We start from the raw sequence: 13,072 nt of genomic DNA on the forward strand, positions 1-13,072 counted from the left end.
GTTTTACTCCAATTCAAAATCCTGTAATGCCTCTACATTATAATTTGCATTATTCTTACGATTTGCCACAACACGCAATACTTCACGGGCCGTATCGAGACTTGTTAGACAAGGTGTCCCCATTTCTACGGCGAGGCGGCGCAACTGGAACCCTTCCCGTTCAGGACGTTTACCTGCCGTCAATGTGTTGAGCACAAGATCAACCTTGTCCTGACGGATGTGATCCGCACAGTTATCACTGCCTTCGGAGATTTTATTGACCACCTTGCAGTCAACGCCATGGTCTTTAAAGTATTTACCGGTACCGCCCGTCGCCTCGATATGATACCCCAGTTCGATAAAGCCTTTTGCCAGCTGACTGGCTTCCTCTTTATCGCGGTCCGCAACGGTCATAAGAATCGTACCGTCCTCAGGAATACGCATATTCGCGCCGTTGATAGCCTTAAATAATGCCTCCGAGTACGTACGACCGATACCCATAACTTCACCGGTGGACTTCATTTCAGGACCGAGAGCGATTTCCACGAGCCCCATTTTGGAGAACGAGAAGACCGGCGCCTTTACGGCCACATATGGTTTATTAGGAACGAGGCCTGACGGCAAACCTAAATCCTTTAAGCTTTCACCAAGGGCGATACGCGTTGCGCATTCCACCATATTGATGCCTGTAACCTTGGAAATGAACGGCACCGTACGACTGGAACGAGGATTTACCTCGATAACATGCAATGCGCCGTCAGCCACGATGTATTGGATATTGAGGACGCCCTTAACATTGAGGCCGATTGCGATACGACGTGTGTAATCAACGATTTGATCGATGATATCCTGACTCAGATGTTGTGCCGGATATACGGCCATGGAGTCACCGGAGTGAACACCGGCACGTTCGATCTGCTCCATGATCCCCGGAATACATACATCGGTGCCGTCGGAAATAGCGTCAACCTCTACCTCCATACCGACCATGTAACGGTCGATGAGAACAGGATGTTCCTTCGAGGCGACTACGGCTTCCTTCATGTATACGTCGAGTTCTTTATCGTTATATACGATTTCCATCGCACGACCGCCCAACACATAGGAAGGACGGACAATCAACGGATATTGCAGCTTCTTAGCCGCCGCTTGCGCCTCTTCATCGGACGTCACAAGAGCCCCTACAGGACGGGAGATGCCAAGTTTCGCCAACAATTCGTCAAAGCGTTCACGGTCTTCCGCCATGTCGATACTGTCTACGGAGGAACCGAGGATTTTTACACCCCGTTCAGCCAACGGTCCCGCCAAGTTAATCGCCGTTTGACCGCCGAATTGAGCGATTACGCCGATAGGATTTTCCTTTTTGATGATTTCCATTACATCATCCACGGTTAGCGGTTCGAAGTATAAGGAATCGGATGTATCAAAGTCGGTTGAAACGGTTTCCGGATTGTTGTTGATGATAATCGATTTATAGCCCGCCTTGCGAAGCGCCCAGGAGGAATGTACGGAACAGTAATCAAATTCCACACCCTGACCGATGCGGATCGGACCGGAACCGAGAACCACAACGGATTTGTCCCCCAGAGGTCGCACCTCATCCTCTGTTGCATATGCAGAGTAATAGTATGGCGTGTGCGCTTCAAATTCGGCTGCACATGTATCTACGTATTTATAGGTAGGAACGATATTCCATTCCCTGCGTTTCGCTTGTACTTCGTCCGCTGTCGTATGTGCATAACGGGCGATGACGGAGTCGGTCATGGAGTAGCGTTTTGCCTTGCGCAACACGTCCTCTGTCAAACCGTTTTCAGCTAACGCTTTTTCTACAGTTATAATATTCTTGATTTTTTCAATAAAGAATGTATCAATTTTTGTAATATAGTGAATCTTTTCTACGCTGATGCCCTTGCGGAGTGCTTCGGCTACAACATAGATACGTTCATCATCTACGAGATGCAGACGTTCAATCAATTGCTCCATAGATTCGTGGGCAATCTTTTTAAGTTCGATATGGTCTAAGCCGATTTCCAGAGAACGGATCGCCTTCAATAGAGAACCTTCCAAAGAACGGTCGATGGCCATAACCTCGCCGGTCGCCTTCATTTGAGTCCCCAAGGTCCGGTCAGCCAAATTGAATTTTTCAAAAGGCCAACGCGGGAATTTGGTTACCACGTAGTCAAGCGTCGGTTCAAAACACGCCTTGGTTTCGCCTGTTACAGCATTCGTAATTTGATCAAGGGTCATACCGACCGCAATTTTTGCAGCCACCTTTGCAATAGGATAGCCCGTCGCCTTGGACGCCAGCGCGGAGGACCGGGATACACGGGGATTTACCTCGATAACGATGTACTCGTTGCTGTTCGGATTCAACGCATATTGTACGTTACAACCGCCTTCGATTTTCAGATATCGGATGATATCTACAGATGCGGTGCGAAGCATCTGGTATTGAATGTCATTCAATGTCTGGCTTGGCGCCACGACGATGGAATCGCCCGTATGCACGCCTACAGGGTCGATGTTTTCCATATTACACACGATGATACAGTTATCCGCACTGTCGCGCATCACTTCGTACTCGATTTCCTTCCAGCCCGCAACGGAACGTTCCGCCAGGATCTGATGGATTGGTGAAAGTTTCAAACCGCGGCGTGTGATTTCATACATTTCATCTTCATTATGCGCAATACCGCCGCCGGTGCCGCCCAATGTATAGGCCGGCCGAATGATGATCGGATAACCGATACGGTTCGCAAAAGCTACGGCCTCCTCAAGGTCGTTAAAAATATCCGATTCAGGAACCGGTTGATTGATTTCCTTCATCGCTTCCTTAAAGAGTTCACGATCTTCCGCCTGTTTGATGGCCTCTAATGTGGTACCGAGCAATTGCACACCGTACTCTTTCAAAACGCCCGCTTCGGACAGTTGTACGGCCATATTAAGCCCTACCTGACCGCCTAATGTCGCCAAAAGCCCCCAAGGTCGTTCCTTTTTGATGACCTCTGTAACAAATTCAAGGCTGATAGGCTCCACGTATACGCGGTCCGCAATATCCGTATCCGTCATGATCGTAGCCGGATTGGAGTTAACCAAGACTACTTTGTAGCCCTCTTCACGAAGGGAGCGGCAGGCCTGTGTACCGGCGTAGTCAAACTCCGCCGCCTGGCCGATGATAATTGGCCCAGAACCAATTACGAGTACCTTTTTTGCTTCTGTGGTCATATTATCGTCCCTTTCTCATCATATCTTCAAATTCATCGAATAAATATAGGTTATCAGTCGGTCCCGGTGATGCTTCCGGATGGTATTGAACAGAAAAAATCGGCAATGTCTTATGACGCATACCTTCTACGGTCCCGTCATTTACGCTGCGATGCGTCACCTCCACATCATCAGGCAACGTCGTATCATCTACGGCAAAGCCATGATTTTGAGATGTAATATACACGCGTCCGGTCCTAAGGTCCTGTACAGGATGGTTCGACCCGCGATGTCCGAATTTTAATTTGAACGTAGAGCCCCCGTAGGCCTGCGCCAGTACCTGATGACCCATGCAGATACCGAAAATCGGCTTCTTACCGAACATTTTTTTGACTTCTTCCACCGCATATCCGAGATCCTTAGGATCTCCCGGGCCGTTTGACAAAAAGATACCGTCCGGATTCACGGCCAGTACCTCCTCCGCCTTGGAATCAGCCGGGAATACGGTGAGACGGCAGCCCGCCGCCTCCAGAGAACGAAGGATGTTCTCTTTCACACCGTAATCCATAACGGCAACGTGGAACTCGGCATTTTTATCGCCGCGCATCCCCTGCCACTTCGTAGTAACTCGCATGACTTGATCGGTAGGCAATTCCTGTTTAAAGAATTTTTCAATATCCTCCATCGGATAATCGGCACGTACCAGAACGCCCTTCATTACACCGTGATTACGGATAGTACGCGTAATCGCACGCGTATCCACATCATAAAGACAAGGAATGCCATGCAGACGAAGGTACTCGCTAAACAGGCCTTCATTTTGCCAGTTGGACGGAAAGTCGCATAACTCACCGACAATAAAGCCTTTACAATACGGTTTAGGACCCTGCGTAATAGCATTTAATGTGCCGTAATTACCTATCAAGGGATAGGTCAATGTAATAATTTGATCCGCATAGGACGGATCTGTCAGGATTTCCTGATATCCGGTCATACCGGTGTTGAAAACGACCTCACCTACTGTAGGAGCGCCACCTAACAAGGACCCTTCAAATACGGATCCGTCTTCGAGTACTAACTTGCCTTTCATCTTAGGACTACGCCCTCCTTCATAACAACCTCACCATCCACTACGGTGAGTTTAGCCTTGCCCGTAACGGTCATACCGTCAAATGGGCTGACCTTACCTTTTGTATAGAATTGATTGCGATCCACAGTCCAAGTTTCTGTATCACTGAACACGGTAATATCTGCCGGTTTACCGACTTCAAGAACACCCGCATCAAGACGCATCAATTCCGCCGGGCGCGTACTCATGTGGTACACGACCTGATCGATGCTGAGTTTATCAGGACCGTATGCATTCGTAATAACGCCGGCCAACGATGTTTCAAGGCCGCTGAAACCATTCGGCGCACAGCAGAACTCGTGGTCTTTTTCTTCAAACGCATGCGGTGCATGGTCTGTAATAATCGCATCGATGGTGCCGTCTTTTAAGCCTTCCAATAGGGCCTGACGATGATCTTCCGATCGGATTGGCGGCGCCATTTTGAAAGCGGGATTATAATCCCGTAAATATTCATCCGTAAAGGACAAGTGTTGGCTCGTCACTTCACAGGTTACATTGAGGCCTTTAGCCTTTGCACGGCGCACCATGTCCACAGTATTCTTACTACTTACATGAGCGATGTGAATATGACCGCCCGTCATTTCAGACAATAAGATATCGCGGGCTACGGCCAAATCCTCCGCTACCGCAGGTCGACCGATAACACCCAGTTCATAGGATACAAAACCTTCATGCATATGACCGTTTTTCGTCAACGTAATGTCCTCTGCATGATCGATAACCATCTTGTCGAACATGGACGAGTACTCCAAAGCGCGGCGCATAAATGCCGCATTTTCTACGTAGTGACCGTCATCGGAGAATGCAACGACGCCCGCCTCCGCCATGTCACCGAGTTCCGCCAGTTCCTTACCTTCAAGGTTTTTGGAAACGGCACCGATAAACTCAACCTTCACGACACCGGTCAGTTCCGCCTGTTTTTTCAAACCTCTCACGAGGGCCGCATTATCCACAACAGGTGTCGTATTCGCCATCGTTACGACGCGGGTAAAGCCGCCGGCTGCCGCCGCCTGTGTACCGGAATGAAAATCTTCCTTCGCTTCCTGACCGGGTTCGCGTAAATGTGTATGAATATCGATAAGACCCGGTGCCACTATGAGACCCGTCGCATCATATATTTCGGCACCGTCTGCACTTAAATTTCGACCGATGGCCGCAATTTTACCATCTTTCACGAGAACGTCCGCTACTTCATGTTGTCGTTTTGCCGGATTAACTACCGTACCATTCTTAATAAGCAAGCTCACTACCGTCACCTCCATGAATTGTTAAGTACAATACCGCCATACGAATCGCTACGCCGTTGCGTACCTGTTCCTGAATTACCGATTGATCCGAATAAGCTACATCAGGGGCGATTTCAAGACCTCTATTCATCGGACCCGGATGCATAACCATGACATCATCCTTTGCCAATTTTAATACGTCCTTGTTGATACCGAAGATACGCGCATATTCACGGTTAGTCGGATATAAAGCGGAGTGAATACGTTCCAGCTGAATGCGAAGTACATTGACTACATCCGCATCGGCAACGGCCTCACGCACATCGTGATGAACGGTGACGCCCATTTTCGCAAACTCCGGATATACCATGGTGCGAGGACCGGCTAAGTGCACATCGGCCCCCATTTTCGTGAGACCGTAAATGCTGGATCTTGCAACGCGGCTATGCATGATATCCCCGAGGATAACAATCTTTAAACCTTCGATGGACTCTTTTTTCTCCAATATGGAATACATATCGAGTAAGGCCTGCGTAGGATGTTCATGCGCCCCGTCACCTGCATTGATGATGATAGGATCTACTGCCTTTGTGGCATACAAGGGCGCCCCTTCTGCACTATGGCGCATTACGATGGCATCCGTTCCCATATAGGCCAATGTGAGCAATGTATCGCGGAAGCTTTCACCCTTGCCCATGGACGAGCCGCTCGGCGTAATGTTGATGACATCAGCGCCCAGGTATTTACCGGCCAATTCAAAAGAACTGCGGGTCCGCGTACTGGGTTCCATAAAGAGATTAACGATAGATTTCCCTTTCAAAAACGGAATCTTCTTGTCATCAGACAGGACGACCTTCTTCATCTTCTTCGCCACATCCAAAATCAATTTGATTTCTTCAGCGGACACATTCTGCAAACCCAATAGATGTTTGCCATGCAAGCTAACTTGTCCCATGATTGCCTCCTAACTCACCATATCAAAAAAGACCTTTTGCCCAGAGCAAAAGGTCTAATAGTTTACACAAAGAAGCCCTTGAGGGCACTTTAACTATATTCCTTTTTTAGCCTCTCTGGACCAATTTAAAAGGTATTGTCTAATGCAGCGATCTCTCGTACCGCCTTCAGCATTATATCTCCATTAATTGTACTGAATCCTCCTGTGAAAGTCAATGTAAAAACGAAAAAATCATCAGCCGTTTTGAGCTCCGTTTTGTTGGTTCTGTTGTTGATTCTGTTGATCATTATTTTGTTCCTGGTTCTGCTGCTCCTGCTGTTGGTTCTGCTGCTCCTGCTGTTGATTTTGCGGTTCCTGTTGCTGTTCCTGCTGCTCCTGTTCACGCTGTTCACGAGGACGCGTATTCTGCGAAGCTGTCGGTCTAGGTTTCGTCAACTCTTCAATGGATATAGCATCCGGAATATATACTTTTGGTGCACTGTTAGAGGTATCATCCAGCTCTTCGAAGGATCGGCCTCTGCGAGCGCGTTCCGCCGCTTGTCGTTCCGCCTCCAACTGTTGACGTGCCATTTCCGCTTTACGACGCTCGTAGGCTTGTCGTTCCTGAAGACGTTGAATCGCCTCGGCGCGCTCCTTCGCTTTCCGTTCGCTTTCTGCTTGAGCCAATGCCTGCTGACGAGCTTCTTCCGCTTTGCGTTCCGCCATGAGGTGTTCTTGGTATCGTTCTTCCGCAATACGCTTTGCTTCCGCTGCTTGTCGTTCCGCTTCGGCGCGTTCCGCAGCCAATCGTTCCTGTTCCGCCTGACGAGCGGCCTCAGCTTGACGTGCCAATTCCGCCTGTCGTTCAGATTCAATACGGGCGGCCTCTGCCCGACGTTGATCTTCAGCGCGTTTCGCTTCTGCCGCCTTTCGAGCTTCCTCGGCTTTACGTGCTTCTTCTGCGCGCTTAGCTTCAGCTACAATACGAGCTTCCTCAGCCTTTCGTTCTTCTTCGATGCGTTTCACTTCTGCAGCTTTACGCATCTCTTCCGCTTTACGGGCCGCTTCAACTCTCGCAACTTCAGCCTTGCGTGCTTCTTCCGCTTGTTTTGCTTCCTTAATTCGGCGTGCTTCCTCGGCTTTACGAGCCGCTTCAATTCGTGCTACCGCTTCCTTATGAGCGGCTGCAATGCGTTTAGCCTCAGCAGCTTGCCGTGCCTGTTCAGCTTTACGTTCATCCTCAGCACGTTTTCGCTCCGCCGCCTGACGATCCGCTTCCGCTTTACGGGCCGCCTCGATTCGAGCTACAGCTTCTTTATTGGCATTCTCAGCACTCTTTGCCTCTTCCTCGATTCGCGCCGCTTCCGCTTTGCGCGCTTCTTCGGCCTGTTTCGCCTCTTCTGCCTGACGTGCTGCCTCCGCTTTACGGGCTTCTTCGGCACGTTTTGCTTCCTCAGCCTGCTTAAGGGCCTCAAGTTTCGCGATTTCAGCCTTGCGCTCCGCTTCAATGCGTTCTGCCTCTGCCGCTTGTCGCGCTTCTTCCGCCTTACGTGCTTCCTCGGCGCGTTTTTCTTCTGCCGCTATGCGTGCTTCCTCGGCTTTACGTAATTCCTCTGCACGTTTCGCCTCAGCTGCTTGTCGAGCCTCATCAGCCTTACGAGCCGCTTCAATTCTTGCAGCTTCCGCCTTGCGCGTATCCTCAATCCGTTTTGCTTCTGCCGCTTGTCGCGCCTCTTCCGCTTCACGCGCCTTGAGAGCTTCCCTTTCAGCTGCCAACTGAGCCTCTTTAGCGGCCTTTTCCTCGGCCGCCTTTCGATCCGCCTCGGCTTTTTCCGCCATCTTGCGTTCTATTTCAGCCTGTTTCGCTTCAGCAGCCTTGCGTTCTTCTGCCGCTTTATCCGCAGCAACACGCGCTTCCTCGGCCTTCTTGCGGGCAAACACTTCTTCCAGTTTTTTCGCCTGCTTCAATTTTTCTTCGCGCTTAGCCTCAGCCGCCGCCTTGTCGCTTAACTTCTTGGTTTCCTCATGAGCAATTGACTCTGCGGATTTCACCTTATCAGCAGCACCCGGCTTCGTTGTATCGATGCGACCTTTTTCGGCACCTTTTGAAGTCCCTACCGGAATGTTCTTGAGCCCTTCCGTAGGATGTCCTAAGCTGTCTTTAGCCTCTTTAGATACTTCCACGGCGATCGTCTGCTGTTGCTGGGGATTCGCCAATGATTCAGGAATGAATAGGAATCGAATTGGTAAATTGGATGCACCGGCAGGCATAAAGGATAACGTCAATTCATCCCCCGCATTATAGTTGCCCATCAATCGGCTATCCAGAATCGTTCCGTCACCTAAAGCCGAAACGCCATCCGCACCGCCGATATGATATGTACGAGTATCCGTTTCACCTCGACGAGCCCCCTGCTGATGCAAAGCTTTCACCGTAAAAGAACCGGAATAAGGTCCACCGAGAGGATTAAAATACAGACGGAACGGTTCCTCGCCCTTCGTAGGAATTTTTAAAGTATACGATACACCATAGTTACCGCGGTCCCGAACGAATGCCTTATTCTGCATTTCATCTACACCGTTGATGAAAACATCCTCTCTATCATTACCGATTTCCACATAAGCACCGCCAAGAGCTGTATCGTACGGCGTCGTTACCTCCATATTACGCTTGGCCCCTGTATAGGTACCGCGCAATTGGATTTCATCGATCGGTAAATTATTAACCCAGTGAGACGCCTCTACCGAATTAAGATCCATAGGGAGCATCATAACACGCGCATAAACGGGTGCATCCGTTTTAATATCTACAAGGCCCGTAAATAATGCATCCTGAGGGACCGGTGTATTTTCTAAATCCGAGAATATGAGCTGCCGACCTTTCGGAGGGATACTCAAAGAATATAGAGGCTTTGCCGTCGGACTTTCATCAAGAGGATGTTCTAAATCCTGACGTGATAAATCGCGGCCGGCCGCAAAATAATCCTTCGATGCTACGGACTTAAGCTGTCTCATAACATGCACAGTACTCGCATATGGCGTCTGATTTTCCAGAACGATGGCCATCTTATGAGGTTGCGACATTTCATTTACATGATAGAAATAGATACGCCCGTTTCCGTTAAGCGTACCCGCGCTGAGCGTACCACCTACAGGACCTACGTATTCAGGACTGTCGGATAGCAACAATGTATCCGTCTGGGACACCAAGGATGGCGGCAATGGCGAAAATTGAAAATATCCTATGGATTTTAAGTCAATATCGCGTGCCTCCACATGCCCCGTAAGCGCAGCCATCGCGGCCATCGCCGCAGCCACACAATATTTTGATTGATATGAAAACATACTCTCTCACCTCTATAATTCTTCCAGACCGTTCGGGTCATAAGTTAGCGCTAACGCTTCAATTTTTTTTAAACGATGACCAATACCGGATTTAGACAATTTACCGTTCATCATTTCTTCAAGCTCTTTTAAACTGGCTTCCGGATTCTCCAGTCGCAATCCGGCCACAACACGCAATTTCTCCGGTAATTTGTCGATACCTAAATATTCATCAACAATACGGATGGCTTTGACCTGACGAACCGCGGCATCTACAATTTTTTGCAGATTCGCCGTCTCGCAATTCACCTGACGATTAATCTGATTACGCACGGTTTTCATAATCCGCACATTCTCAAAGTCCATCAATGCCGACTGAGCCCCCATGATTTGAAGGCAGTTCGTCACGGCGTCCCCTTCCTTGAGATACACCACAAACTCATCCTTACGCTCCGTCAGACCGCCATGAAGATGAAATAATTTCAATACATAAATAATCTCCCTCGCAAAAGCTTCATTGCCGGTCATGAATTCCAGATGATAATCACTCTGCGGCTTATTAACGGATCCGCCCCCTAAAAACGCCCCTCTCAAAAAGGCGCGACGGGATTCCATCGATTTGAGCCAGCTTCTGGGAATCTGTGCCGTCATAGGCCAGAGGGCCAAATCTTCCAATGCCTGACGTCCTTCCGCAGAGGGCTCCACGGACAATGTATACATATTCTTTTTTCTTAAATTCAGTCCCTGCCGTACCAGTACATTTGTAGGCAGTTCATATTGCTTTTTTAAAATGCCTAACAGACGACGGGCAACCGCATTATTGGCGGTTGCCAGCCGAATGCCTACGGCCCCGTTAGGGCCCAGAATAATGGATCCGCTCATACGCAACAAGCAGGACGCCTCAATTTTCATGGCCATATCCACATCACCGGATGATTCATATTGGCATAATTCATTTTTTACATCTTCTGCAAATGACATATGGATTTCCTCTGATTAATGATCATCCCGTTGTAAATAATATTCCAGAATATGCGGCTCCGTATTGGACTGCATAGCATGGACGATATCCATGATGACCTTGCCCAATCGCTCCGGATCGTGAACAGCCGGCTTCTGAGAACTGATCAACGTCGCGCGAATCGTACGAATGCCTTTGGCCTGCAATTTCTTTGAATCAATTGCCACCGGCTCTGAACCGACGGCGCTGTATTGTTCGACCATCTGAATCGGCAACGGTCCGTCATTAGCGAGAACCGTATCAATAATTCCCTCTCCGCCGTGCGCGATAAGCGCCTCCACATGGTCATTTAATGTATAGCCTGATGTTTCCCCCGGTTGAGTCATAACATTGGCGATATAAATCTTATTCGCTTTGCTTGCTCTAATATGAGATGCAATTTTATCGGTGAGCAGGTTCGGAATAATGCTCGTATACAGGCTGCCCGGCCCAATGATGATAAAATCGGCTTCATCTATGGCACGCAATGCGGCCCCTTCCGGCTTCGGCAATGCCGGATCGCTGTACATGCGGCGAATACATTTACCCGAATTAGGAATATTACTTTCACCTTCAACTATAGTACCATCTGTCATTTCCGCGCGCAATTTAATAAATTCCGTAGATGACGGAATAACGCGCCCGCGTACACGCAACAACTTACTGGCCGCCTCTAAGGCTTCCTCTATATCACCGTCATACACCTGCGCAAGGGCCGTGATAAACAGATTACCGAAGCTGTGTCCTGATAATTCATTATCTCCTTCAAATCGATATCGGAACAGATTTTCCATAACACCTTCTTGTTCCGCCAACGCAACCAGGCAGTTTCGTAAATCACCGGGTGCAATCATTTGAAAGTCTTCACGCAGACGGCCCGATGAACCACCGTCATCAGCGACAGTAACGATAGCCGATAAATTCGACGTATGAGTTTTCAAGCCGCGCAATAAATTGGACAGACCCGTACCGCCGCCGATAACGACGATTTTAGGACCTTTATCAAGGCGAATATTCTGAAAGATAATATCCGACACCTTGCTGTCCGGATTCGGTAAAACGGCGCGAATAATGGTCTTAACGACCTTACTCGTACCGATCAGCATCAGTACACCTCCGACAGAGATGAGCACAACACCGACGGCGACGAGTATATTATAATTGTAAAAGCCCGTCATTTCATAAGAAAACGCGAGCACGATATCTTCAAGAACGGCTAACCATTGATAGTTAAACATCAAGGAAATGCCGATGATCAATAGACCTACACCGAGACTGAACAGGGTAAGCCAACGTTTGATATTTAGACCCGGAATCAGCCACCGGAACCATCCTTTTCGTAACATAATAACCCCTATCTAGTCACACAGTGTATTAATTTCATGAGGATTAAAATCCTCTTCCACATTATTTTTCATCATATCCCGATGTTCAACGGATACATGATATCCATTCTGCAATAAATGGGCATATAGAGCCTCCGCCATCGCCACGGAGCGATGCATGCCGCCCGTGCAGCCGACAGCTATGATAAATTGAGATTTTCCTTCCTGCTCATAATTCGGCACGAGAAAATCCATGGTATCAAAATATCTCCGTTTAAACTCTTCCGTCACCTCAAAGGAATGAATATAATCGTTGACGACCTTTACGCGGCCGGTCTTATGACGATACTCGGGAATATAGAAAGGATTCGGCAGGAATCGTACATCCCATACCATATCCGCATCGAGAGGAATACCGTATTTAAATCCGAAGCTCACCACGGTGATAGACATACCGTGCCCGTCATCAGCTTGAGTGAAACGAGTCTTCAAATACTCTTTCAGGCTGGCTGTCTTCATGTTCGTCGTATCGATGATAAAATCCGCCTTATGACGTACGGAATTTAAAATCTGACGTTCCTTTTTTAGACCTGTCGTGATGAGCCCGTCAGGGGCCAACGGATGACTGCGACGACTCTCTTTATAGCGCCGTATCAATGTTTCATCGGTAGCATCCATGAATACAATTTCATAATCCACCTTCATCTCTTTCAAGCTGTCAAGAGATGCGGATAGAGCTTCAAAAAATTCGCCCCCCCGAATATCCACGACAAGGGCCACGCGATTCGTTTTTTCTCCGCCTTGACGACAGATTTCACTCAATTTCGGAATCAATATAGGCGGGATATTATCGACGCATAAATATCCCATATCTTCAAGAGCTTGTAATACCTGTGTCTTACCGGCACCGGACATGCCCGTTACAATTAATAAACGAAATGCTTCCATATC

General features: G+C 48.5%; 8 protein-coding genes. All 8 read right to left on the bottom strand.

Annotated features, from left to right (window positions below):
* Positions 1–3: 3 nt before the first annotated feature.
* The 8 genes from carB to rapZ all read right to left on the bottom strand — a co-directional run bounded on the left by carB (position 4) and on the right by rapZ (position 13,069).
* Positions 4–3,204, bottom strand: a complete 3,201-nt coding sequence (carB, locus tag HMPREF1521_RS05635; RefSeq protein ID WP_038116958.1) for a carbamoyl-phosphate synthase large subunit — start codon at positions 3,202–3,204, stop codon at positions 4–6.
* Position 3,205: 1 nt separating this feature from the next.
* Positions 3,206–4,273, bottom strand: a complete 1,068-nt coding sequence (carA, locus tag HMPREF1521_RS05640) for a glutamine-hydrolyzing carbamoyl-phosphate synthase small subunit (RefSeq protein ID WP_038116961.1) — start codon at positions 4,271–4,273, stop codon at positions 3,206–3,208.
* Positions 4,270–5,559: a dihydroorotase gene (locus tag HMPREF1521_RS05645; protein WP_038116962.1), complete on the bottom strand. Its 1,290-nt coding sequence runs from the start codon at positions 5,557–5,559 to the stop codon at positions 4,270–4,272. The genes carA and HMPREF1521_RS05645 overlap by 4 nt, the downstream gene beginning before the upstream one ends.
* Entirely contained in the window at positions 5,543–6,493 is a 951-nt protein-coding gene (locus tag HMPREF1521_RS05650) for an aspartate carbamoyltransferase catalytic subunit (protein ID WP_038116963.1), read from the bottom strand. The genes HMPREF1521_RS05645 and HMPREF1521_RS05650 overlap by 17 nt, the downstream gene beginning before the upstream one ends.
* A gap of 234 nt (positions 6,494–6,727) precedes the next feature.
* Positions 6,728–9,817 carry an ATPase gene (locus HMPREF1521_RS05655; RefSeq protein WP_038116964.1) on the bottom strand — a complete coding sequence of 1,030 codons (3,090 nt, stop codon included), beginning with the start codon at positions 9,815–9,817 and terminating at the stop codon, positions 6,728–6,730.
* A 12-nt stretch (positions 9,818–9,829) separates the two neighbouring features.
* A complete protein-coding gene (gene whiA, locus HMPREF1521_RS05660) occupies positions 9,830–10,777 on the bottom strand; it encodes a DNA-binding protein WhiA (protein ID WP_038116967.1) in 948 nt (315 codons plus the stop codon).
* A 15-nt stretch (positions 10,778–10,792) separates the two neighbouring features.
* Complete coding sequence (gene yvcK / locus HMPREF1521_RS05665; protein ID WP_038116970.1) at positions 10,793–12,142, bottom strand: gluconeogenesis factor YvcK family protein; 1,350 nt, start codon at positions 12,140–12,142, stop codon at positions 10,793–10,795.
* Between the two features lie 12 nt (positions 12,143–12,154).
* Complete coding sequence (rapZ, locus tag HMPREF1521_RS05670; protein ID WP_038116972.1) at positions 12,155–13,069, bottom strand: RNase adapter RapZ; 915 nt, start codon at positions 13,067–13,069, stop codon at positions 12,155–12,157.
* Positions 13,070–13,072 lie beyond the last annotated feature (3 nt).

The organism is Veillonella sp. AS16, assembly GCF_000517785.1.
Classification (GTDB): domain Bacteria; phylum Bacillota; class Negativicutes; order Veillonellales; family Veillonellaceae; genus Veillonella; species Veillonella denticariosi.

Bases quoted from the DNA above. Each gene is read 5' to 3' on its own strand.
- carB (WP_038116958.1), bottom strand. From the start codon at position 3,204: ATGACCACAGAAGCAAAAAAGGTACTCGTAATTGGTTCTGGGCCAATT.
- whiA (WP_038116967.1), bottom strand. From the start codon at position 10,777: ATGTCATTTGCAGAAGATGTAAAAAATGAATTATGCCAATATGAATCA.
- yvcK (WP_038116970.1), bottom strand. From the start codon at position 12,142: ATGTTACGAAAAGGATGGTTCCGGTGGCTGATTCCGGGTCTAAATATC.
- rapZ (WP_038116972.1), bottom strand. From the start codon at position 13,069: ATGGAAGCATTTCGTTTATTAATTGTAACGGGCATGTCCGGTGCCGGT.
- carA (WP_038116961.1), bottom strand. From the start codon at position 4,273: ATGAAAGGCAAGTTAGTACTCGAAGACGGATCCGTATTTGAAGGGTCC.
- HMPREF1521_RS05655 (WP_038116964.1), bottom strand. From the start codon at position 9,817: ATGTTTTCATATCAATCAAAATATTGTGTGGCTGCGGCGATGGCCGCG.
- HMPREF1521_RS05650 (WP_038116963.1), bottom strand. From the start codon at position 6,493: ATGGGACAAGTTAGCTTGCATGGCAAACATCTATTGGGTTTGCAGAAT.